This is a genomic window from Pseudomonas sp. TWI628, from assembly GCF_039673865.1.
Classification (GTDB): Bacteria; Pseudomonadota; Gammaproteobacteria; order Pseudomonadales; family Pseudomonadaceae; genus Aquipseudomonas.
This window is the reverse complement of record NZ_JBDJMM010000009.1, coordinates 22,679-45,081: the sequence shown is the minus strand read 5'-3', so window position 1 is coordinate 45,081 and position 22,403 is coordinate 22,679. Positions and strand designations below refer to the sequence as shown.

Here is a 22,403-nt window from a genome sequence, read left to right as displayed (position 1 = left end):
GGAGCCGGTAAAACGGTAATCAGCGTTTGGCAGCCATGGCGGTCACTTCGACGCGCATCTCTGGGTAGGCAAGTGCGGCCACACCCACGGCGGCCCGTACCGGCCACGGCTTGCTGAAGAAGCGCTGGTACACCTCGTTGAAAGCCGGGCGGTCGGCCATGTCGGTCAGGTAGATGGTCAGGTGCATGACCCGGTCCATGCCGCTGCCGGCCTTTTCCAGGGCATCTTTAAGCGCCTGCAGGGTGCTCTCGCTCTGGCCGGTGATGTCGGCATCGAGATCGGCGGGGATCTGCGTAGTGACAAGGATACCGTTGTATTCAGCGACGTCGGAGGAAATGGACTCGGCGTCGGAATCCGGTGTGTAGATAAGATCTGCCATGGGGGTTCGCCTTGCAACGGAAGGAAAGCGGCAAGCCTACGCGAGCCTGCTGCAAGGGTCGAGCCGGTGGGCGCTTATGCATTGAAATACCGCGCCCCGACCGTCAGAATCGCCGCCGATTGTCGAGCAAGGGGCTGGAGTTGAACGAACAGACATTATCGATGCGCCTGGAGCGTGTGGCGGCGCATGTGCCGCAGGGCGCGCGGCTGGCCGATATCGGCTCGGACCACGGTTACCTGCCGGTGGCACTGGCGCTGCGTGGCGTGATCGAAGCCGGGGTGGCTGGCGAGGTGGCGCAGACGCCCTACGCTTCGGCCCAGCGCAACGTGCGCCGCAATGGCCTGACGGAAACCGTCACTGTGCGCCTGGCCGACGGCCTGGAGGCCATCGAGGCCAACGACCGCATCACCGCCATCAGCCTGTGCGGCATGGGTGGCAAGACCATGTGCGAGATTCTCGAGCGTGGCAAGGCACGCTTGAACGGCACCGAGCGCCTGATCCTGCAGCCCAATGGCGATGAGCGCGAGCTGCGCGGCTGGCTGATGGAGAACGGCTACCGGATCGTCAACGAAGAACTGCTGCGGGAAAACCGTTTCGACTACGAGATCATCGTCGCCGAACCCGCCGAGGTGGTGGCCTACAGTGCCGAAGAGTTGTATTTCGGCCCGGTGCTGATGCGTGAGAAGAGCCCGGCGTTCCTGACCAAGTGGCAGCGCATGCTGCGGCAGAAACAGCAGAGCCTGGCCAACTTCGAGCGTGCCCGCGATGCCATCCCGCAGGAGAAACTGCGTGACTTCGCCCGGCAGATTGGCTGGATAAACAAGGTGCTGGGCTGACTCACTGCTGCGAGCAGTTACCCATTTCGCGGTAGTCGATTTCGCGTTTCTGGCCCTGGTGGTCGACGTACACCATGTGCGCGGTACCGACCTGGCAGTCGGCGGCGTTGCTGGCTGGGGTGATCGAGATGACCTTGGCCACATCCAGTGGCATGCCGTACTCATAGTTGCTTGCGGCTGGCTGTTTGGCCGAGGCATCGGCGAAGGCGCCGAACGAGGCCAGGGCGGCAGACAGGGCGACAAAAGCAATCGAACGTTTCATGGCAGGCTCCTTTTCAATGTTTTACCAATGATGTATTCATTGGTGATCCTCAATAAATGGGCTAAATCGTGATAGATTCCTGCCTGGAACGTACGAATCTGATCGATCAAGGAGCCAGTCCCCATGGACATGCTGCACGCCATGCGCACGTTTGCCCGGGTGGTGGAGTGCGGCAGTTTCGCCGCTGCCGCCAATGCCCTCGACATTTCCGCAGCGCAGGTGTCGCGGATCGTCGCCGAGCTTGAGAACCAGCTGCAGACCCGCCTGCTGCACCGCACCACCCGGCGTTTGCGGATGAGCGAGGCGGGCGAGCGTTTTCTGGAGCGGGCGCGGCAGATCATGGCGCTGACCGACGAGGCCATGGACGAAGCACGCGGCGCTCACCTCACCCCGCGAGGCCGCCTGCGCCTGCATTGCCCGCATGGCCTGGGCCTGTTGCTGATGCCGCTGGTGGCCGGCTACAACGCCCTGTGCCCGGAAGTGGCCATCGAGCTGACGCTGTCCCAGCGCAACCCCGACCCCCTGGCCGAGGGCCACGACGTGGTGATCACCGTGGACGAGGCCTTGCCCGATTCGCAGCTGATTGCCGTGCCGTTGGGTACCATTTTCAGCATCCCCTGCGCGGCGCCCAGCTACCTTGAAACCCATGGCGTACCCGAGCGGCCGCAAGACCTGCACGAGCACCGCTGCCTGCGCATGGCCTATCCGATGCATGAAGGCGACTGGGTATTCCCTCAGGGCGTCGACCACTGCGTGATCGCCCCGCGCGACAGCTTCCTGACCAACGTCGCCGACGCCATGCTGGTGGCCAGCGAACTGGGCATGGGCATTGGCCTGTTGCCGTTCTACACCGCCAGCCAGGCCATCGAGCAGGGGCGCCTGCGGCGGTTGCTGGCGCCGTACCGGCTACGTGAGAATGCGCTGTATGCGATCTACCCGTCGCGGCATTACCTCGATGCCAAGGTGCGGACCTGGATCGACTATCTGAAGGAGCAGCTGCCGGGGGTGTTTGCCAGCCATGAGCGGATTGTCGACGACTCGCAGTTCTGGCGTTGAGTCAGTGGCCGTAACGGCCGACCAGGCTCTGCGCACCTAGCGCATGGTCTTTGAGCAGTGCCATCAAGCCGCCGCGATCCAGCTCCGGCGGCAAGGTGCCCAGCGGCAGGTCGGTGGCAATCAGGGTCAGTGCATAGTGGTGCGGCTTGTCCCCGGCGGGCGGGCAAGGGCCGCGATAGGTCATGGTCCCGTGCGAATTGCGCCCGACGATCAGCGCCTGGCTGGTCTGCCAACCTGCGCCTTCCTCCAGCCCAGCGAGCGCCGGGTCTATGTCGTAGGCGAGCCAGTGCACCACGCCCACGCCCTTGCCGCCGTCCGGGTCGAACATCACCAAGGCCAGCGACTGCGTGCCATAGGGCAGGTTCTTCCAGCTCAACTGCGGCGTGCGCCCCTCACCGGCACCACAGGCCGGATCCGGCCCAACCTGCTGCAGGCCGATGACACCGCCATCGGTGAACGACGACGAGCTGATCGACAGTGCGGCAGAATCGCCGCCGGCAGCCAGGGCAGTGCAGGGCAGCAAGGCGGCGAGCAGCCAGGGTTTGAGGCGCATGGCAATTCCTCGAGAGGGCTTTGCGCCGCAGTGTAGACCAGCTGCCGATCAGCGGCTGTCCTGGTCTTCGGCGGTGCCGCCGGTGTACCCGGCGCCGGAGCCTGTGGCTTCACCGGTGCTGTTGGAACCACCGGCCGCGCCATCGGCAGCGTCCGAGTTGCTGCCGGTGTCGCTGCTGTCATTGTCCTGGCTGCTGCCCGGGCTGTTGACGCTGCTGCCTTCACCGGCGGTCTTGCCACCTTGTTGGTCGGTTTGCGGTTGACTGTCGGTGTTGCTGGCATCGCTGGCAGCGTAGCCGGTAGTGGAGGCGATACCCAAGGCGAGGGCAAGCAACAGCGATTGAATGCGGATCATGGCAAAGTCTCCTGAGAGGATGATCTGTCATTCGTTGGGCTGGCGCAGGGCACTGGGGTGCCCGATGGGCGACGGGCGGTCATGAAAAAGGCCGCAATCGCGGCCCCTTCATTTACTTGGCTTGTGCTTGCGCTGGCGGTGCAGCGGCTGCCACCGGTTCCAGCGGCGGGTGTTCCTGCGCCGCATGCATCAGGTCTTCGGTCACCCTCAGCTCCGCGCCGGTCGGCGAGAAGGTGGTCGACGCCGTGAACGGTGCCGGGTGCTCCGCTGCCGGGCGCTTGCCGCGACGCCAGAGGAAGAAGCAGACCATGCCCAGATTGACCACGGCAAAGGCCCAGAACAGCCCCACTTCGCCGAATTCGGTCATCGCCGGCGAGATGGCCAGCGGTGCCATGGCCGAGCCCAGCGAGTTGATCAGCAGCAGGCCCTGGATCATCGGCACCAGGGCATCGGATGGCGCGCGGTCGGCAGCATGGCTGACCGCCACCGGGTACAGCGCGAACACGCCGCCACCGAGCAGGAACAGCATGGCCGGCAGCAGGGCCGAATCGGAAGGCAGGAACACCGTGATCAACGACAGCACCATGCACAGCGCAGCCAGGGCGATCAGCACATCCTGGCGGTCCTTGCGGTCGGACCAGCGCCCCACCGGGTATTGCAGCAGCATGGCGCCGAGGATCACCCAGGCCATCATGTTGCCGACTTGGCCGACATCCAGGCCGATGCGTTGCAGGTACAGCGGCAGCAGCGCGTAGATGCCGGCAATGATCACACCGGAGCCGAAGCAGCCGACCAGCCCCGACGGCGCCACGCCCAGCAGTTGCCGCGGCTTGAGCGGTTCGACCTGGTCCAGCAGCGGCGACACCCGCGGCAGGATCACGATCGGCAGTGCCGACAATGCGGCGAGCATGCCGGCCAGCATGAACGGGGCACTGTCACCCAGCTGGGTGATCACCCCAAGGCCGGCCTGGGCGATCACGCCGGCGCCGTAGAAGGTGATCATGTACAGCGCCAGCAGGCGCCCGCGGATCTTCGCGTCACCGGCCAGCAGCAGCCAGCTTTCGATCACCAGGAATACGCCGACGGCCGCCCAGCCATTGATCAGGCGCAGCACCGACCACCAGGTGGCGTCGTAGAACAGCCCCTGCAGCAGGATGGTCGCGGCGATCAGCGAGGCGAAGCTGGTGTAGGCGCGGATATGGCCAATGCGCAGGATCAGCCGGTCGTTGAAGATGGCGCCGAGGGTCAGGCCGATGAAGTAGGTCGACGAAACGATACCGATGGTCGTTGCCGATTCGCCGGCAGCGTCCAGGCGCAGGGTGGTAAGGGAAGACATGAAACCGTTGCCCAGGGCAATGATGAACAGCCCGAGCAGGGGCGCCAGCGCCATGGCCAGCAAACGCGCAGACATACATACCTCAAGTTGGTGTGGCGATTGAAGGAATGCCTCTTCGAACGCGCACGCCAAACGGACCCATCAAGGGCCGAAGAAAATGCACGGATGTGCCTGGGCTGGATGCGACCTGGGCAAGACTCAACCGCTGGCCCTTGATAAACCGGGCCGGGCGGGTGGGTTGAGCCTATTTCACATGGGCGTCATGTGTTCAGGCCTGGACTCTGTCGTTGCTGCCGGTTGCCACCGTTCAAGGCGACGGGCGAAAAGGAAGCGCGATTCTACGGCTTGCGACCGATTTGCCCAAGGGGCCAGGGCCTGCGACGAGACGACGCAGGGCTATTGGTCGAACAGCCGTTCGTGCACCCAACCCAGGTTGGTCAGTACCATCACCCGCTTTTCCCGGGCCGGTGTTTCATGGGTCGCCACTGCATTGCCCAGGTCACGGATATTGGCCCTGACCTCGTCATTCGCCGCCCAGTCTGGCAACCCGGTGATCTTGTAGGCATAGGTCACATCGGAAACGGTGCGCCCCATCATCTGGCCCGGCTCGCTGAACTGCTCGATCGCCGTCACCTCGGCCTTGCCGAAACACAGCCCGCCGCGGGTCTGGCCGTTGAGCATCTTCTGGGCACCCGCCTTGTAGTACTTGCGACCTTCATCGGTGAGGTCGTAGGCGTAGTAGATATCGGTGCGGGCCGGCTGCCACAGGCGCTCCGGCACTTCGACCCGGGAGATTTCCTTCTCGCTGACGATGCCGACCCTGGCCAGGGCATGCAGCGCCTTGTTGGTGCCGGTGACGTCGAAGTCCTGGGTCTTGGTGGGGAAGTCGGTGACCACGAAGCAATGCGGATACTGCGTGTCGAGGTAGGCCTGGGCCGCCTTGTGGAAATTGGCCTCGCTGGCGTCCTTGGTGTCCGAGCAGCCGGCCAAGGTGGCCAGCAGCGCCAACGGTACGATCGTCCTGTACATGATCAAGCGTCCTTGGATTACGAAGATAAACCGGTGCGCGGGCATTAAAACCCACGGCCTAGAGCGGCGCAATCGTGGCAGTACGGCATCTGGACAGGGTTCACATAGCGGCGGTCAATGATGCCCTTGCGGCTCCCGGGTATCGATGCTGACCACCACCGACATCCCCGGGCGCAAGCGCGCCGCATCGGGCTGATCGGGGTCGACGGTGATGCGCACCGGGATGCGCTGGGCAATCTTCACGAAGTTGCCCGTGGCATTGTCAGCCTGCAACAGGGCGAATTCGGAGCCGGTGGCCGGCGAGATCTGCTGCACATGGCCATACAGCTTGAGGTGGTTCAAGGCATCGACGGTGAAGGTCACCGGCTGACCGATGCGCACGTCGGCCATCTGGGTTTCCTTCATGTTGGCGATCACCCACAGGGTGTCGGGCACCAGCGCCATCAGTTGCGCGCCCGAGTTGACGTAGGCACCCAGGCGCGTGCCGATCTGCCCCAGTTGGCCGTCACGCGGAGCGGTGACGCGGGTGTTGTCGAGGTCGATGCGGGCCAGCTCGACGGCGGCCTTGGCGTTCTCCACCGAAGCCTCCAGCGAGGCGCGGTTGACGATCACCGTTTCGCGGTCCTGGCGGGCGATTTCCAGTGCGGCCCTGGCCTGGGCCAGGCTGGCGACAGCAGCGGCCTCGCTGGCGCGGGCCAGGTCCAGCGAGCTGCGCGACACCGAACCATCGCTGACCAGCGCCTGGTTGCGGCTAAGGTCGGCCTTGGCCTTGGTCGCCTGGGCCGAGGCATCGCCGATCGCCGCCTGGCGCTGGGCGATGGTGGCTTCGGCGCTGTTGCGCTGCTGCAGGTTGTTGGCCAGCGCCGCTTGCTGCTGTTGCAGCTGGGCGACGGCCTGGGCCAGGCGTTGCGTGTAGATGCGGTCGTCCAGCTGCACCAGCAGGTCGCCGGCCTTGACGAACTGGAAGTCATGCACCGGCACGTCGACGATGTAACCGCTCAGCTGTGGGCCGATAATCGTCACCTGGCCGCGCACCAGGGCATTTTCGGTGCTTTCGATGGCGCTGCTGAATGGCGGCAGGTTCCAGGCATAGAGCACCAGCAGGATGCCGGCCAGGGCCACACAGGCGAAGCTGATCGAGGACAGGATGCGCACCCGCCGCGTGCGCACCGGGCTGGTCGGTTCGCTGGGCGGCGTGCTGCCTTCCGGGGTTTCGGCGATGGCGGTGGTGGTCGTGGTGCGGGTTTCTTCGGTCATCGGTTGGCAGTACCGCTGGTGGAGTCGGATGAAGCAGCCTGGCGGGCGACATACCACAGCCAGGAGCCGCGAAGGGTAATCCAGATCATGGTCAGCACGGCGATGCTGCCGATCAGCACGAACACGTCGTTGTAGGCCATCACGTTGGCCTCGCGGGTGGCGGCGCTGGCCAATACGCGCAGGCCGGCCTCGCTGCGCAGCGCCGGGTCGGCGAGGATCCCGGCGTAACCGGAGCCGCCGCTTTGCACGCGGGCGTTGACCAGCGGTTCGAGGTAGCTGAGGCGGTCGATCAGGTGGCTGGAGTGGAACTTCTCGCGCCAGGTCTGGAAGGTGCCCAGCAACGCCGCGCCGATCAGCCCGCCGAGGTTGTTGCAGATGCCGAACAGCACCGAGAAACTCACCAGGTTGCGCGGGTTGGCGCGCACGTGGCTGATGCCCAGGGCCATCGACGGGCCGAGGAAGAAGGTGCTGCCGAAAGCCAGCAGGAACTGGCTGAGGTACATCTGTGCCGGGCGTGTGAGGTTGCTCGAACTGCTGTCCATGAACGCCCCGGTAGCCATAGCCAGCAGCGAGATGAACAGCGGTATCACCAGGTGCTTGGGATCGATGGTCATTGCGCTGGTGGCAAGGCCCGCCACGGCGCCGAGCAGCATGATCCAGTACAGCGAGCGCATCTGTTCGCTGCCCATGTTCAGCACCTGCAGAAAGCCCACCGCACCGGTGGACTGCTCCGAGGTGACCATGCGGATCAGGATGACGCACAGGCCCAGGCGGATGATCGCGCCGCTGCCCAGCCAGCGCGTCATCAGCAGCGGGTTCTGGCGGTTGTGCTCGATCGCCAGGCCGGTGAAGATCAAGGCGATCGAAGCGGCCAGTGCGACGCCGATCCAGGGTGCCTCCAGCCACCAGTCGATACGCCCGAGTGACAGTGCGGCGCAGAGCAGGGCGACGCCGCTGGCCATCAAGGTGAAGGTAAGGAAATCCAGCGGTTCGAAGGTCTTGAAGCGGTCGCCGGGCGGCAGCTTGAGCAGCAGTACGCAGCCCAGCGCGGCCAGCGCCAGGCCCAGCTCGAACAGGTACAGGCCGCGCCATTCGGCGATCTGCAGCAGGTCCTCGGAGAAGATCCGCGCCAGTGGCAGGGCCAGCTGCGAGGCACCCAGGCCCAGCACCATGGCCTTGAGGCGCCAGCGCTCGGGGAACGCCTGGATCATGTAGTACAGACCCAGCGAACTGAGCGCCGCGCCGACCATGCCATGGGCCGCGCGCACGGCGATGGCCGAGTTGAGGTCGTTGACCAGCAGGTGGGCGAAAGTGACCACGGCATACAGCACCAGGAACACCTCGGTGAAAGCGCGCAGGCCGAACTGCTGGCGGAACTTGACCAGCAGCAGGTTGATCGACACGTTGGTCATCACATAGGCCGCCGGCAACCAGGCCATCTCGGCGCTGGTCGCGCCCAGCGCGCCCTGCAGGAACACCAGGTTGGCGGTGACCAGTGCGTTACCCAGGCCGCCCGTAATCGCCACCAGCAGGCCGACCACGCCATACGCCAGGCGCTTGGCCGGCGTGTGCAGGGGCGTGGAAGGGGAGCCGGGGAGGCTGGGCTTCTCGTGCGGGAGCCACTGGCGCGGGGTGTATTTGTCCATGGGGCTGACTGTACTTCAGGGCCTGCGGCTTTGACACTGCCGCGCGCGCTTTTTGTGGGAGCGGCCTCGGGCCGCCCCCGCAAAAAATCTAGTGGCCCACCACCATGGCGGTGAACGGCGCCACATACGCCTGCAAGGTCACCAGGCAACCCACCAGCACCGCCAGCACGATCGAGTGGAAGAACACATAACGCAGAATCTCGCCCTCATGCCCGTACCAGCGGGTTGCGGTGGAGGCCACGACAATCGACTGCGCGTCGACCATCTTGCCCATCACCCCGCCCGAACTGTTGGCCGCCGCCATCAGCACCGGGCTCAGCCCCAGCTGCTCCGCCGTCACCCGCTGCAACCCGCCGAACAGCACGTTGGAGGCCGTGTCCGAACCGGTCAGCGCCACGCCTAGCCAGCCAAGCAGGGTGCCGAACATGGGGTAGAAGATGCCCGTGGCGGCAAATGCCAGACCCATGGTCGCGTCCAGCCCCGAGTAGCGTGTGAGAAAGCCCAACGCCAGCATGGCGACAATGGTGATCAGCGAGTAGCGCACCACCCACAGCGTGCGTAAATACTGCCGCCCAAGCTCCAGAGGCGAGTAACCCATCAGCAGCCCGCCGAGGATGGCCGCGAGGAAGATGCCGCTGCCAGTGGCGGTGAACCAGGTGAACTTGTACTGGGCATCTTCTTTCTTCGGTGCGGGCACCACGGGCGGCACTTTCTCGATCTGCTGGTGGATCGAGTCGAAGGTGAACACCGGGGCAAACACCGGGTTGCCTTCACGCAGCGGCTTGCCCTGCGGGTCGAGCATCGCCGCGCCACTGGCCGGGTCGAGCGCCGGGCGGGTGTCGAACAGGTTCTTGAAGCCCGCCGTGCCCCAGGCGAACACGAACACGGTCAGGATGATCCATGGCAACCAGGCCTTGAACACGCTGCGCTGGTCGCTCTGGGTAAAGGTGGCAGCGGTGCCGGCCTTGCCGTCGTCCTCGACCTTGGAGTCGTCCACCCGCCCGGTGAGCGCCGCCGAGGTGTGCACGGTGGCCGGCTTCCACACCCGCAGGAAGCCGGTCAGGCAGGCCATGGAGATCAGCGCGGCGATCACGTCCACCAGCATCGGCCCGTGGAAGTTCGACACCAGGAACTGCGGCACCGCGAACGTGACCCCGGCTACCAGGATCGCCGGCCACACTTCGAGCATCTTGCGCCAGCCGGCAAAGGCCCAGATCAGCCAGAACGGCACGATCACCGAAAAGAACGGCAGTTGCCGGCCGACCATCGCCGACAGCTCCATTTCATCCAGCCCGGTGACCTTGGCCAGGGTGATGATCGGCGTGCCCAATGCGCCGAACGCCACCGGCGCCGTGTTGGCGATCAGCGCCAGCCCGGAAGCGGCCAGTGGCGAGAAGCCCAGGCCGATGAGGATCGCCCCGGTTACCGCCACTGGCGTACCGAAGCCCGCCGCGCCCTCGAAGAAGGCACCGAAGCAGAAGGCGATCAGCAGCAGCTGCAGGCGGCGGTCGTCGGTGATGCGTGCCAGTGAGTCCTGCAGCACCTTGAACGAGCCGTTCTCGGTGGTCAGCCGGTGCAGGAAGATGATGTTGAGCACGATCCAGCCGATCGGCAGCAGGCCGTTGGCCGCGCCGTACAACGCCGCCGAGCCTGCCATGTTGGCCGGCATGCCGAAGGCAAAGATCGAGATCAGCAGCGCCGAGCCCAGGGCGAGCAGGGCGGCGATGTGCGCTTTGATGTGAAAGAAGGCCAGCGCCGCCAGCATCACCACCACCGGTACGGCGGCCATCAGCGTGGAGAGCACGGGGCTTGCGAACGGATCGTAGATTTGCTGCCAGACCATTTGCCACCTCGGTTGTTGTTATGTGAGGTATTGCGATTTTTGGGCAGTCGGCACGCAAGATGCCAAGGAGAGTATAGGAAGGATTGTTTTACCTGCACCGGCCCTTCGCGGCTGAAGCCGCTCCTACAGGTAATGCAAATCCCTGTAGGAGCGGCTTCAGCCGCGAAGGGCCAGCACAGGCGCTACAAGGCCCGGGCAAGAAACTCGGCAGTACGACTGTCCCCACACCCAGCCACCACCTGCGGGGTACCACTGACCACCACTCGACCGCCAGCATCCCCAGCCCCCGGCCCGATGTCGATCACCCAGTCACTCTGCGCCACCACGCGCATGTCATGCTCGACCACCACCACACTGTGCCCGGCCTCGACCAGCCGATTGAGCTGCACCAGCAAGCGGTCGATATCCTGCGGATGCAGCCCGTTGGTAGGCTCGTCCAGCACGTACAAGGTCGCGCCACGGGCCACCCGTTGCAGCTCGGTGGCCAGCTTGATCCGCTGCGCCTCGCCGCCGGAAAGTTCGGTAGCCGGCTGCCCCAGGCGCAGGTAGCCCAGGCCGATATCCTGCAGCACCTGCAGGCAACGCCGCGCCGCTGGCTGCTCGGCGAACACCTCAAGCGCCTGCTCGACCGTCAGTTGCAGCACCTGGGCGATGTTCATGCCCTGCCAGCTCACCGCCAGGGTCTCGGGGTTGTAACGTGCGCCGTGGCAGGTCGGGCAGGGCGCGTAGACGCTGGGCATGAACAGCAGTTCGACGCTGACGAAGCCTTCGCCCTCGCAATTTTCGCAACGGCCCTTGGCTACGTTGAACGAGAAACGCCCGGCATCGAAACCACGTGCCTTGGCCTGTTCGGTGGCGGCGAACAGCTTGCGCACATGGTCGAACAGCCCGGTGTAGGTGGCGAGGTTGGAGCGCGGCGTGCGGCCGATCGGCTTCTGGTCCACCTGCACCAGCCGCTTGATGCTGTCGAGCCCGGCGGTGACACGCCCGGCGCTGAACTGCTCGGGTTCATCTTCAAGGCTTTGCTCTTCAGCTTCGGCCTTTTGCTCGGCATGACCGAGGTGAGCGCCGACCAGCTCCAGCAGGGCCTGGCTGACCAGGCTTGACTTGCCCGAACCGGAAATGCCGGTGACCGACGTGAAGCAACCCAGCGGGAAACGGCTGCTGAGGTTGTCGAGGTTGTTGCGAGTGATGCCTTCCAGCGCCAGCCAGTCGTGCGGCTGTCGTGGCGTGCGCGCATGACGCTGCTGCTCGGCGAACAGGTAGGCGGCGGTGCGCGAGGCCTCGACCTGCGCCAAGCCGCTTGGTGGACCACTGTAGAGGACTTGCCCGCCGTGCTCGCCGGCAGCAGGGCCCACGTCCACCAACCAGTCGGCGCGACGCATGGTATCCAGGTCGTGCTCCACCACGTACACCGAGTTGCCGGCCTGCTTGAGCCGCTGCAAGGCCTCGAACAGCGCTTCGCTGTCGGCCGGGTGCAGGCCGGCGGAAGGCTCGTCGAGCACGTAGATCACGCCGAACAGCTGCGAATTGAGCTGGGTGGCCAGGCGCAGCCGTTGCAGCTCGCCAAACGACAGCGTCGGTGTGCTGCGCTCCAGCGCCAGGTAACCCAGGCCCAGGTCGATCAGGGTGTCGATGCGCTCCAGCAGTTCGTTGGCGATGCGTTGTGCGGCCAGGCGCTTTTCCAGGGTCAGGTTGTCGTCGTGCTGCTCCAGGTAACCTGGCGCTGCGACCTGGCGGAACACCTCGGCCAGCCCCTGCAACGGCAGCCGCGACAGCTCGCCGATGTCGCGGCCGGCGAAGGTCACCTCCAGCGCCGCACGTTTGAGCCGCTTGCCCTGGCACAGTGGGCACGGGCTGGGGCGCATGTATTGCGACACGCGCTTGCGCATCTGTGCGCTCTGCGAGTGCATGAAGGTATGCAGCACGTAGCGCCGGGCACCGCTGAAGGTGCCCTGATAGCTCGGTTCGAGCTTGCGCTTGAGCGCGGCGCGGGTCTGTGCCGGCGTGAGGCCGGCGTATACCGGCACGGTGGGGGTTTCTTCGGTGTAGAGAATCCAGTCGCGCTGTTTTTGCGGCAGGTCGCGCCAGGGAATATCGACGTCATAGCCCAAGGTCACCAGGATGTCGCGCAGGTTCTGCCCCTGCCAGGCCATCGGCCATGCTGCCACGGCACGTTCGCGGATGGTCAGCGACGGGTCGGGGACCATGGTCGCCTCGGTCACCTCATAGACCCGCCCCAGCCCATGGCACTCCGGGCAGGCGCCTTGTGGGGTGTTGGGCGAGAAGTCCTCGGCGTACAGCATCGGCTGCCCGGCCGGGTAGCTGCCGGCGCGCGAGTAGAGCATGCGGATCGAGCTGGACAGGGTGGTGACGCTGCCCACCGACGAGCGCGCGCTGGGCGTGCCGCGCTGCTGCTGCAGGGCCACGGCCGGGGGCAGGCCTTCGATGGCATCGACGTCCGGCACGCCGACCTGGTCGATCAAGCGCCGGGCATAGGGGGCGACCGATTCGAAGTAGCGGCGCTGGGCTTCGGCGTAGAGGGTGGAGAAGGCCAGCGAGGACTTGCCCGAGCCGGACACGCCGGTGAACACCACCAGCGCGTCGCGGGGGATATCGACGTCGATGTTCTTGAGGTTGTGCTCGCGGGCGCCGCGGACGCGGATGAAGCCTGGGGGAGTGTGCGTCATGAGGCGGTCCTTGGCAGGGAAGAGTGCTCAAGGTAGCAGTATTTATGTGCTCTGTGCCCGCGAAGAGGCCCGCGAGCCTGGCGCAAGGTCAGGACCTTGGCTCGCGGGTACCCAGCACATCGCGGATGTTGTCGACCACGTTGCTGTCCTTGATCACATCGCTCAGCCAGCCTTCCAGCGGCATGTTGCCCCATTTGATGGCGCGTTCGATCAGGTACGGCACCGGGCTTTGCGGTTCGCTCTGCTTGAAGAACTGGGCGATGCCGGCGAGCATGGTGAAGGCCTCGTCGCGGGTCAGTGGCGTGGTGCGCATGGGCGCAGGCGCGGTGGCCTGGACGGGCGTGTTCATCGGTTCACCTGCTTCGCTGGAGGGGGCAACGGTGGCGACGGGTTCTGCTACCGGCACGGCCACCGGGTGCAGTTCGACGCCGCGGTCCTTGAGCAGTTTCTCGGCCAGCTGGCTGGCCCGCGACAGCATGTCGGCGAGGCTGGCAAAGCTTGGCGCTTCGTGGCCGAACAAACGGTCGGCACTGGCCTGCAGGCGGTTGCAGGCCTGCAGGCAGGCGGCAATCTGCAAGGCCTTGGCGCGCAGGTGTTCGGTATCGCTGAGGGCTACCGAACGCTGGAAGATCTCGGCGTTGATCTTGCCTTCGTTCAGTGCGGTCTGCATCGCCTTGGGGTTCTGCAAGGCGAGGTTTTCTACATGGCGTGATTCGTCATAGCGCAGCACGCCGAAATGCTGCCCTTGGGTAATGGGCAAGCCACCGGCAATGTCGGTGAGTGTGGTCTTGAGCCAGGAAAGGCGCGCGGCGCGCTCGTCCAGGCCGTCTTCGAGCGACGGGTAGACGCTGTCCCAGAACGTGTCGAGGATGCGTTCGGTCAGTTCCAGGCCGAAGCTGATGCCTTCGAAATGTTCGCGTTGGGCCAGGCCTTCGCTGAGCCAGGCGACCAGCATCAGGTCCTTGCTCTGTTTTGCCAGCCCCTCGGCCGCCAGCTGGATGACCTGTTCCCAGTCGGCGGTTTTCAGGTCGGTCTGCCAGTCGCCCTGGGTCAGGTAGTCAGGGTCTGCCCGGCGCGCCTCCTTGATCTGGTCGAACAAGGCAGAGAAGCTCAAGTCTTCGCCACTGCCACCGTCGATCGGTGCGGCCAGTTCGGCCAGCGATAGGTCGTTGAGGATTTCAGGCATAAAACACTCTGGTCAGGGGAGGGAGCAGCGTCCCGGCAAGCCGGCACGCTGTGGAACATGGGCCGCCTGCGCGGCCCATGGACAAGCAGTTGCTTAGGCGAACACTTTGTTCGCGGTGCGGTCCCAGCCACCGACGATGTTGCCGCCAGCCTGGCCGTCGGTGCGGTTCTGCTGGGTGTAGGTGGTCTTGATGCGGGCGAAGTTGAAGCTGATCTCTTCGATCGGCAGGTCGCTCACGGCCTTGTCTTCACCGCCCTGGTTGCCACCGGCGACGAACTTGACAGACGACACCACGACTTCTTCCATGTCGATGGTCAGGTAGGTGACCTTGTCGCCACCGGCACGGTTGACGTTCAGCTTCAGCTTGGCGATGTGCTTGCCGGTGCAGCAGTGTTCGAACAGCTTGGCCGAAGCCTTGTCGACTGCCTTGCGGATCTTGAAGTCGCTCAGGGCAACACGCTCGGAGGACGCACCGCCCGAGGAGCTTGCGGTCGCCGAGGTGGCCTGGGTGGCGCCGTACTCGTAGCCCAGCACTTCGATCCAGTCCTTGTGTTTTTCATCCAGTACTTCGCCTGGGATGCCGTCGATTTGGATATACGCGTCAAAAGCCATTGTGAAACTCTCCATTAACATCATTTGAAGGGCTGCTCATGCACCCCTTGGTTTTGACCTCGCCGCACACGTCGGCAGAGGTAGCTTGCCGCCCTCCGGGCCTCCTCCTGTGAGGCCCGGGTGGCCGGTTCTTGCGGCGCGGCCTCAGTTGAGCCCGCGCACTTCGATTTCCACCCTGCGGTTGGGCTCCAGGCACTTGATCAGCTGCGCCCGAGGTTGCTGCAGGTCGCAGTTGACCAGCGGCTTGCGGCTGCCTTCGCCCTGGGCGACCACCAGTTCGGCGGGCACGCCCTTGCCGACCAGGTAGGTGCGGATGGTCTGCGCCCGTTGTTTCGATACCTGCAGGTTGCCCTGGCTGTCGCCGAGCTGGTCGGCGTGACCGGAGATGACGATCTTGCCGATGTTGGGCGTGTTCAGCAGTTTGCTGGCGATCGCGCTCAGCTGGTTCTGGCCTTCGTTCTTCAGGCTCTGGAAGTCGGCGCGACCGAAGGCGAACAGCGTGTCGGACTCCAGCGTGATGGTCTCGATCGCGCGCAGCGACTGGGCCCGCAGGCTGTCGATGTAGTTGCGCGAACTGGACATCAGGAACGCGTTGTCGAGGATGCGTGGCACGTCCGGTTCACGGATCTGGTCGCTGTAGAAGGTGATCTGGCGGCTGGCGTACAGGTAGTCCTGGTTGCCGCCTTCGCTGCTGGCCGCCGCCATGCTCTTGCCGGTCTGGCGGGCGATGGCCGGGTACCAGTAGTCCGGCAGGCGCGCCTTGAGGAAGGCCGGGTCGGCTTTCTCGCGCTGGGCCGGCGACAGCATCACGTAAGTGTCCAGGGTCGCCTTGCCGAAGTCGGCGATCGACTGGGCGCGGTTGTCATGGGGCAGGGCTTCGGCCTGGACGCTGTCGACGCCGCTCACCGGCTGCAGCTCACGGGCGTTGCGCTGGTAGACCTTGAGCGTGGTCAGCAGGTACAGGGTGCGGGTCAGGTTGTCGGCCGTGGGCTTGAGCATCACGTTCTGCAGGGTGGCGAAGTAGCGTGTGCGCAACATCGGCTCCACCTCGTGGCCTTGGTAGAGGCCCAGGCGCATGCCCAGTGGCACGCCCTGTTCGTGGTGCTGCTGGTAGTAGTGCGCCGTCCAGAAGCGCAGGCGGTCGAGGCTGCGCCAGGCGGTGTACTGGCCGCTGGCGTTCTTGTCTTCGGCCTTGGCCTGGGCCAGTTCGGTGGAGATGCTGGCCAACGTGGCGCGGTTGTTCAGGTACGACCAGCCCCACAGGCTGCACAGCACCAGCCCCGCCAGGCTGGCAGCGCCCACCCAGGCAGCCTTGCGCCGGCGCTCGCGATGGTTGCTGGTGTACAGCGCCACCAGATGCTGGTCGGGGATGATCACCTTGCGGAACAGGCTGTTGATGAACAGTGGCGCGGGGTGGCTGCCAGTACCGGCGGCGTCTGCGTCATGTTCCAGGGCGAAACGCTCGGCCACATGCTGGCCGTGGCTACCCCATTGGGCTTCGTCAGCCTCCAGCGCGGCAGTGAAATAGAAGCCACGGAGCATTTGCGCATTCTGGTAAGGGTTGGCTCGCAGCAGGCTGTCGACGAACTGTTGCAGGCGCGGCTTGAGCGCCGCCAGCTCCAGCGGGAAGCGGTAGGCGGCATCGTTCTGCCGGGTCACCTGGATGTCCTGTTGCACCAGCTGCTGGCTCGCCACGTGCTGCCAGTAGCCGGTCAGCTCGTCCATCGCCTTGCCGAAGCGCTGGCCCCAGTCGGCCTGCTCGTAGCCCTTGTGCGAGAAGGTCTTGCCCATCACCTCGCCGCGTGCGGTATCGTCCAGCTGGCGGTAGAACGGGGTGAAGCCGGGTATCAGGTCGCACTTGGTGAACACCAGGTAGATCGGCAGGCGCACTTCCAGCAACGCGCAGCTTTCCTGGATGCGCTCGCGCAGGCGTTTGGCCACGCGCTCCTGGTCTTCGGCCGAACCGTGCAAGATGTCGGCGATGCTGACGCTGACGATCAGGCCATTGAGCGGGCGGCGTTGGCGATGTTGACGCAGCAGTTGCAGGAAGCCGCGCCACTTGCCGGCTTCTTCGGGGCTGTTCATGTAACGCCCGGCGGTGTCCAGCAGTACCGCTTCGGAGCTGAAGAACCAGTCGCAATTACGCGTGCCGCCCAGGCCCGAGACCCGTGCGCCTTCGCGTTCGGCATAGGGGAAGTTCAGGCCCGATTGCAGGATCATGGTGCTTTTGCCTGCCGCCGGCTGGCCGATCACCAGGTACCAGGGCAGGGCGTACAGCGCATCCTTGGCGCTGCTGCCACGCGGCTTGTTGCTGTGCAGGCGCTCGATGCTCTGCAGCAGGCGCTCGCGCAGCAGGCTGATTTCCTCTCGGTCGGCCGGGGTGGCGTTGAGCACGGCCTGGTCGGCGTCGTCACGCAGCAGCCCTTCGAGGTTGTGGTGCTGGCCGGCCCCCCGGTACAGCAGCAGTACATAGCCTGCCGACAGCAGCAGGAACACGCCGATACCTGCCAGCAGGCTGTGCAGCGAAGCGAAGCCCAGGGCGCGGCCGATGGCCCAGACCAGGAAGATCCCGAGGAAGAATGCGACCCCCAGCAGGTAGGGTTGGTAACGCAGGCAGTAGTACTTGATCTTGTTCATACAGGCGTCGCATCCGGCGCATCGACGAACTGGTCGATGACGTGTTCAAGAGGTCGGTCGTAGTCGTGTTGGCGCGGCGCCGCCGTCAGCGGGCCGAGCAGCGCCAGGTGCTGATGCGGGGCGGCGCAGCCGCTGAGCAGGCGATACGCGCTGCTGGCGTGGCGCGACGGGAAGCAGTACAGCCGCGGGTGCATGAAGTCGTCGGCCAGCAGGCTTGCCGCCGGCATGCTCGGGTACCCGCTCATGCGTGTCAGCCAGGTCAGCCAGAGGTCGGCCGTGGGGTTTTTCAGGCCGCGTTCGGCCGGCAGCGGTAGTTCGATGCCGCCATCGAAGTCGCCGTGCAGCGTGGCCCGGCTGGCCTGTAGCCGCGCCAGCGCAGTGGCACTGTCGAAGCTTGGCCAGGAGCCCTGCAGGGCACGGGCGACATCGGCAAAGCTATAGTCGTGGAGGAACTTGGCGTGCACCCGGCGGAACAGGTCGAGGTCCTGGGCCTGCAACGGGCGCAGGGCCTTGATCCGTTCGAACAGGCTGGTGCGGTCGGCGCCTTGCACCGCCTGGTGCAGCAACGGCTTGATCTGCGCGCTGAACAGCTCACCGAGGGTGAACGGGTTGAGCAGCGCTGTACCTTCCTCGCCCTTGAGCAGCTGGAAGATGAAGAACGGGTAGCGCCGCTGGCTGGCGTCACGCGAGCTGAGCAGGCCACCAAGCAGCCAGTTGCCATTGCGCGCACGGTAATTGAAGAAACACATCGGCAATGCGTCGAACAACGCCTGCCAGTCTTCGCGGTGGCGCATGGCCGCCAGTGAAGACTGCAGCCAGGCGTCGAACTCGCAGACCTCTTCCGCCGCGCCATGCAGGCTGACGAAGTCCGCGCTCGACGGCAACTTGCCGAAGCAACCGATCATTGCGCGCCCCTGCCGTTGAGGGCGCTGAGCGCCTTGACGTCACCCAGGTCGGTCAGCTTGACCCCACCGAAGTTGCGCACCACCAGGCTCACGCGGCCGTTGGCGGTGTTCCAGCTGAAGCGCTGCTGGATACCGTCGAGGTCCTCGACCCGGGCGCTTTCGTTCATGCGCAGCAGGCCCCAGCGCCCCGGGAAGTCGAACACGGTGACCCGTGCGCCGCTCAGGGTGACCACGTCCAGGCGAGCGCCCGGGGCATTGCTGGTGCCTGGCCAGGCGAAGCGGTTCCAGCTGCTGCGGCCGTTGCGGTAGTGCTGCTCCTGGCCATCGAGGGTGAACACGATGTCGGTGAAGTTGGCCGAAGGTTCCAGCATGATCTCGAAGCCGTTGTCACGGTCCGACAGGCTGGCGATCACCTGGCCTACGGAGCTGGCCTTGTCGATGCTGTTGAGCATGCCCGGGTTGACCAGCGCCGGCCCCTTGCCGTCGCCAGCCCCCAGGCCTTCACCGCCGGCCAGGTTGCCGATTTCGTTGCGCTTGAAGGCCGGCAGCAGGCCGCTGTCGGGGTCGACGAAGCGCTGCAGGTCTTTCACCGAAGCTTCGTTGCGGCTGCCGCCAGCAATCGGGTAGCGGTGCGCCATGACCTGCTCCCACGGCTTGGCGATCTGCTGTGCCCAGGCCTTGGCGATTTGCTGGCCGGCCGGGTCGCGCAGGGTCGCCCAGGCGTATTGGATCGGCAGGCTGAACAGCCCCTGCAGTGAGCGCGACAGGCCGTCCTGGCTGGTGTCGACGCTGCTTTCCACGTAGTTGCGCACGGTGGTGACTTCGCTCGGCTGGCCTTCCAGGGTTTCGCTGATCAGCTGCTTGCTGCTCTTGCCGACATCCTGCGAGCGCTGGATGTTGTTCATGCGCACCTTGAGCTTGCGCAGCGCCGCCAGGTAGCGGTCCATGATGGTGCTGTCGGCGCCTTCGGCGTTGTTCTCGGCAAACACTCGTGCCACCGGTTCGAAACGCTTGGCCAGGCTACCGTCATCGACCGCCGGCAGGGCCGGAGCGACGCTCACGGGCAGGGCGTCCTGGTTGTCGAGCAGGCCGCTGACCTTGCTCCAGAAGCCGTCTTCGCGGGCAGCACCCGGGGTCGGGATGGCGTGCTTGAGCGGCAGGTCCCACTGGGTGTTGTCGTTGACCGCCGCCAGCAGGTTCTTCACTGGTGAATTCTGCACGTCGCTGAGCAGGCCCAGCTGCTCGGTGGCCGAAGCCAGGTCGGCGAAGTGGCGCACGCCGACGCTGCTGACCATCTTGTACCAGGCCTGGGTGTAGTCGCGCTTGTAGCGGGTCATGAACTCGCGGACGAAGTTGGCCTTCTGCACGATGGCATCGCCGCCTTCGCCGTCCAGCACCCAGTCCGACTCGTTGCGCAGGTTACCCGACACCAGCTTGATCAGCTCGGGCTTGACGAAGGTGTCCCAGCCCTGGCGGGTATAGATCGCCGGGACGCCAGCGGAGCCGTACAGCAAGGCGCGGCCCGGTTGCGGCACCAGGTCGTTGAGGCTCAGCGCCGGGAACTGGCGGCTCGACTCGAGCTGCAGGCGCAGGTATTCGCGATCGACCAGGGAGCTGGAGATCATGAACGACTTGAGGTTTTCCCGGGTTTCGTTGATCAGTTGCTCATTGCGTGGCAACGACGGTGCCTGGCCCTGTTCCAGCAGCTGCACATACAGCGGGGCGTTCTCGTCGATCACGCCGGCATCGGCCAAGGTGCCTTCACCTGCGGCGCTGGCCCAGGCCTGGGGCAGGCTGGCGGCGACGAAGGCGGCGTCCGGATGGGCCTGGGGTTCGGTCAGCAGCAGGTACAGCTTGAGGGTGTTGTAGGCATCGATGATCGACGCCACCTGTTGCTCGTCGAGGCGCCCGAGCATTTCCTCGGACAATGACAGGCCACCGGTGGTGGCCGACAGGTCGGCGGCATCGCTGGCGGTGGCCAGGTTGACTTTGGCGGCATAGCCACCCATGCGGGTATTGCTCAACGCAGCCTGAGCCTTGGCGGCAACAGCCGGTGCCAAAGGCTTGCCATTGCGCTTCTTCGGCGGCGCCGGGGTGAATTCCAGTTCCTGGTTGATGCTGCTGGCGAAGGTATTGAACGCGCGCATCTGCACTTGCAGGCTGCGGGCGATCGGCTCCAGCGCCTGGCTGCGCAGTTGTGCCAGGTAGGCGGTGCGGGTCACCTGGTGGATGGCCTCGCCGTGGTACAGGCCGGCACTCAGTTGCAACGGCACGCCCTGCAGGCGATGGGCCTCGACGGCGGCCATCTGTTCACGCAGCACTTCCAGGCCCTTGCCGGCAGCCAGTAGCTGCTCGCGGTCTTCTGCCTGCTCGATCTGCGCCAGTTGCCCGCGCAGGCTTTCCAGCCACTGGCGGTTGTTGGCGAACGACAACGCTTGCCAGCCGATGAACAGCACGCCAGTGGCAGCCGCCAGGCCCAGCAGCAGCGGGCTGAAGCCGGCCTGGCGGCCCATGCGCGACTGGAACAGGGTCAGGTCTCGGTCGGGGAAGATCACCCGGCGGAAGGTGTCGGTGATGAAGTAGCTGCGGTTGCCCGCGGCCTTGCCGGCGTTTGCAGTGCCGTCATCGTAGGCGGCTTTCAGGGCGAACTCGTCGGCGATGGCATCTTCGTAGACCTGCCCCAGCTGCTGGTCGGTCTGCAGTGCGCTGGTGAAGTACAGGCCGCGCAGCAGCAGCGGGGCGCCGCCGCGGTGGCCACGGGTGAAGTGTTCGAGGAACTGCTCGAGCACACCGCTGAGGGCAGCGAAGTACTGCGGGAAGTTCAGCAGGGTGCTGTCGGCCTCCGAGCCGAGGGCGATCATCTGCGCGTCGACGTGCTGGCGAACATGGCCCTGGAGGTTTTTCAGGCGCGTTTGCAGCACGGCATGCAGGCCATTGCTGCGGATTTCCGAGAGGCCGAAAGTCATGCCCAGTGGTTGCTGGCGCTCGTGCAGGTCTAGGCCGTCGAAGGCCTGGTTGAAGCCAGGCAGCTGGTCGGTCTTGCTCAGCATCAGATAGATCGGTGGGTTGGCGTCCAGGCAATCCGCGTACTCTTCCACCCGCGCCACCAACTGGGCGGCCAGGGCGTTGCGATCTTCACTGTTGGCGGCGAGCAGCTCGGGCAGGCTGACCACCAGCACCAGGCCGTTGATCGCCGCCTTGCCGCGCTGCTTGCGCAGCATGCGCAGGAAGGCGGAAAACTCGCTGGCCGACTGGTCGTCGCGCAGGTAGCGGCCGGCGGTGTCGATCATCACCGCTTCAGGGCTGAAGTACCAGTCGCAGTGCTGAGTGCCGCTTTCGCTGTCGTTGGCCGTGGCGATGCTGGCCGAAAGGCCCGAATGGGTCAGCAGCGAGGTCTTGCCGGCAGCCGACATGCCAAGCACCAGGTACCACGGCAGGTCGGACAGCGCCGCCTTGCCGCCACCGCCGGCCGAGCGGTCGGTGCGCAACATGGCGATGGCGTGCTTGAGGCGCTCGCGCAGCACCTGCTGGTCACGGAATTCGCCGGTGGAATTCCACGAGCGGTCGACCTCGATCTGCAGCATGTTCTCGAGGTTGTGCTCGGCGCGAATGCGCTGGTACTGGCGCAGCACGATCACCAGCAAGAAGCAGGCGCTGATGATCGCCAGCGCTTCGGGCACGTGATGACGCAGCCACGGCAACAACGGCGCGGCCAGCCAGCAGATCAACAAGCTCGCCAGCCACAGCAGTGGCAGGAGAATCCAGAAACTTTTCAACAGACGCAGTAATGTTTTCATGTCTTCCTGACTCGGCTACCTGAGG

17 protein-coding genes are annotated in these 22,403 nt (G+C 65.3%); 2 read left to right on the top strand and 15 right to left on the bottom strand.

Translation table 11 applies throughout. The features are described from left to right. Window positions 1–19: 19 nt before the first annotated feature. On the bottom strand, window positions 20–379 hold the full coding sequence (locus tag ABE528_RS08900) for a Rid family hydrolase (RefSeq protein WP_152954937.1): 360 nt from the start codon (window positions 377–379) through the stop codon (window positions 20–22). 140 nt (window positions 380–519) lie between these two features. Between ABE528_RS08900 and ABE528_RS08895 the strand changes: the two genes are divergently transcribed. Then, the gene (locus tag ABE528_RS08895) at window positions 520–1,215 is read left to right on the top strand and encodes a tRNA (adenine(22)-N(1))-methyltransferase TrmK (RefSeq protein WP_152954936.1); all 696 of its coding nucleotides are present in this window, start codon (window positions 520–522) and stop codon (window positions 1,213–1,215) included. Window position 1,216: 1 nt separating this feature from the next. Here ABE528_RS08895 and ABE528_RS08890 read toward each other — a convergent pair whose 3' ends face one another. After that, window positions 1,217–1,477: a DUF2790 domain-containing protein gene (locus tag ABE528_RS08890; RefSeq protein ID WP_152954935.1), complete on the bottom strand. Its 261-nt coding sequence runs from the start codon at window positions 1,475–1,477 to the stop codon at window positions 1,217–1,219. Window positions 1,478–1,600: 123 nt separating this feature from the next. On the opposite strand from ABE528_RS08890, the gene ABE528_RS08885 reads away from it, so the two are divergent. Beyond that, window positions 1,601–2,533: a LysR family transcriptional regulator gene (locus ABE528_RS08885; protein ID WP_152954934.1), complete on the top strand. Its 933-nt coding sequence runs from the start codon at window positions 1,601–1,603 to the stop codon at window positions 2,531–2,533. A gap of 1 nt (window position 2,534) precedes the next feature. On the opposite strand, the gene ABE528_RS08880 is transcribed toward ABE528_RS08885, so the two are convergent. The 13 genes from ABE528_RS08880 to ABE528_RS08820 all read right to left on the bottom strand — a co-directional run bounded on the left by ABE528_RS08880 (window position 2,535) and on the right by ABE528_RS08820 (window position 22,378). Next, window positions 2,535–3,086, bottom strand: a complete 552-nt coding sequence (locus tag ABE528_RS08880; protein WP_346652705.1) for a YbhB/YbcL family Raf kinase inhibitor-like protein — start codon at window positions 3,084–3,086, stop codon at window positions 2,535–2,537. A gap of 48 nt (window positions 3,087–3,134) precedes the next feature. Next, window positions 3,135–3,440, bottom strand: a complete 306-nt coding sequence (locus ABE528_RS08875; protein WP_152954932.1) for a hypothetical protein — start codon at window positions 3,438–3,440, stop codon at window positions 3,135–3,137. Window positions 3,441–3,552: 112 nt separating this feature from the next. Next, entirely contained in the window at window positions 3,553–4,851 is a 1,299-nt protein-coding gene (locus tag ABE528_RS08870; protein WP_346652704.1) for an MFS transporter, read from the bottom strand. Window positions 4,852–5,172: 321 nt separating this feature from the next. Continuing rightward, on the bottom strand, window positions 5,173–5,805 hold the full coding sequence (locus ABE528_RS08865) for a hypothetical protein (protein WP_346652703.1): 633 nt from the start codon (window positions 5,803–5,805) through the stop codon (window positions 5,173–5,175). Window positions 5,806–5,919: 114 nt separating this feature from the next. Beyond that, entirely contained in the window at window positions 5,920–7,062 is a 1,143-nt protein-coding gene (locus ABE528_RS08860) for an HlyD family secretion protein (protein WP_346652702.1), read from the bottom strand. After that, on the bottom strand, window positions 7,059–8,708 hold the full coding sequence (locus ABE528_RS08855; protein ID WP_152954928.1) for an MFS transporter: 1,650 nt from the start codon (window positions 8,706–8,708) through the stop codon (window positions 7,059–7,061). Before ABE528_RS08855 ends, ABE528_RS08860 begins: the two co-directional genes overlap by 4 nt. A gap of 88 nt (window positions 8,709–8,796) precedes the next feature. Next, window positions 8,797–10,551 carry an L-lactate permease gene (locus ABE528_RS08850; protein WP_346652701.1) on the bottom strand — a complete coding sequence of 585 codons (1,755 nt, stop codon included), beginning with the start codon at window positions 10,549–10,551 and terminating at the stop codon, window positions 8,797–8,799. 182 nt (window positions 10,552–10,733) lie between these two features. Further along, on the bottom strand, window positions 10,734–13,241 hold the full coding sequence (gene uvrA / locus ABE528_RS08845; protein ID WP_346652700.1) for an excinuclease ABC subunit UvrA: 2,508 nt from the start codon (window positions 13,239–13,241) through the stop codon (window positions 10,734–10,736). Window positions 13,242–13,329: 88 nt separating this feature from the next. Next, a complete protein-coding gene (gene tssA, locus ABE528_RS08840) occupies window positions 13,330–14,427 on the bottom strand; it encodes a type VI secretion system protein TssA (protein ID WP_152954925.1) in 1,098 nt (365 codons plus the stop codon). 93 nt (window positions 14,428–14,520) lie between these two features. Continuing rightward, window positions 14,521–15,039: a type VI secretion system tube protein Hcp gene (locus tag ABE528_RS08835; protein ID WP_085679560.1), complete on the bottom strand. Its 519-nt coding sequence runs from the start codon at window positions 15,037–15,039 to the stop codon at window positions 14,521–14,523. Window positions 15,040–15,183: 144 nt separating this feature from the next. Further along, complete coding sequence (gene tssM, locus ABE528_RS08830) at window positions 15,184–17,676, bottom strand: type VI secretion system membrane subunit TssM (RefSeq protein WP_152954924.1); 2,493 nt, start codon at window positions 17,674–17,676, stop codon at window positions 15,184–15,186. Beyond that, window positions 17,673–18,581: a type VI secretion system-associated protein TagF gene (gene tagF, locus ABE528_RS08825; RefSeq protein WP_346652699.1), complete on the bottom strand. Its 909-nt coding sequence runs from the start codon at window positions 18,579–18,581 to the stop codon at window positions 17,673–17,675. The genes tssM and tagF overlap by 4 nt, the downstream gene beginning before the upstream one ends. After that, entirely contained in the window at window positions 18,578–22,378 is a 3,801-nt protein-coding gene (locus ABE528_RS08820) for a type VI secretion protein IcmF/TssM N-terminal domain-containing protein (RefSeq protein WP_346652698.1), read from the bottom strand. Before ABE528_RS08820 ends, tagF begins: the two co-directional genes overlap by 4 nt. Window positions 22,379–22,403 lie beyond the last annotated feature (25 nt).

Bases quoted from the DNA above. Each gene is read 5' to 3' on its own strand.
- ABE528_RS08885 (WP_152954934.1), top strand. From the start codon at position 1,601: ATGGACATGCTGCACGCCATGCGCACGTTTGCCCGGGTGGTGGAGTGC.
- ABE528_RS08870 (WP_346652704.1), bottom strand. From the start codon at position 4,851: ATGTCTGCGCGTTTGCTGGCCATGGCGCTGGCGCCCCTGCTCGGGCTG.
- ABE528_RS08835 (WP_085679560.1), bottom strand. From the start codon at position 15,039: ATGGCTTTTGACGCGTATATCCAAATCGACGGCATCCCAGGCGAAGTA.
- ABE528_RS08880 (WP_346652705.1), bottom strand. From the start codon at position 3,086: ATGCGCCTCAAACCCTGGCTGCTCGCCGCCTTGCTGCCCTGCACTGCC.
- ABE528_RS08900 (WP_152954937.1), bottom strand. From the start codon at position 379: ATGGCAGATCTTATCTACACACCGGATTCCGACGCCGAGTCCATTTCC.
- ABE528_RS08850 (WP_346652701.1), bottom strand. From the start codon at position 10,551: ATGGTCTGGCAGCAAATCTACGATCCGTTCGCAAGCCCCGTGCTCTCC.
- tagF (WP_346652699.1), bottom strand. From the start codon at position 18,581: ATGATCGGTTGCTTCGGCAAGTTGCCGTCGAGCGCGGACTTCGTCAGC.
- ABE528_RS08820 (WP_346652698.1), bottom strand. From the start codon at position 22,378: ATGAAAACATTACTGCGTCTGTTGAAAAGTTTCTGGATTCTCCTGCCA.
- tssA (WP_152954925.1), bottom strand. From the start codon at position 14,427: ATGCCTGAAATCCTCAACGACCTATCGCTGGCCGAACTGGCCGCACCG.
- ABE528_RS08890 (WP_152954935.1), bottom strand. From the start codon at position 1,477: ATGAAACGTTCGATTGCTTTTGTCGCCCTGTCTGCCGCCCTGGCCTCG.
- ABE528_RS08855 (WP_152954928.1), bottom strand. From the start codon at position 8,708: ATGGACAAATACACCCCGCGCCAGTGGCTCCCGCACGAGAAGCCCAGC.
- ABE528_RS08860 (WP_346652702.1), bottom strand. From the start codon at position 7,062: ATGACCGAAGAAACCCGCACCACGACCACCACCGCCATCGCCGAAACC.
- tssM (WP_152954924.1), bottom strand. From the start codon at position 17,676: ATGAACAAGATCAAGTACTACTGCCTGCGTTACCAACCCTACCTGCTG.
- ABE528_RS08875 (WP_152954932.1), bottom strand. From the start codon at position 3,440: ATGATCCGCATTCAATCGCTGTTGCTTGCCCTCGCCTTGGGTATCGCC.
- ABE528_RS08865 (WP_346652703.1), bottom strand. From the start codon at position 5,805: ATGTACAGGACGATCGTACCGTTGGCGCTGCTGGCCACCTTGGCCGGC.
- uvrA (WP_346652700.1), bottom strand. From the start codon at position 13,241: ATGACGCACACTCCCCCAGGCTTCATCCGCGTCCGCGGCGCCCGCGAG.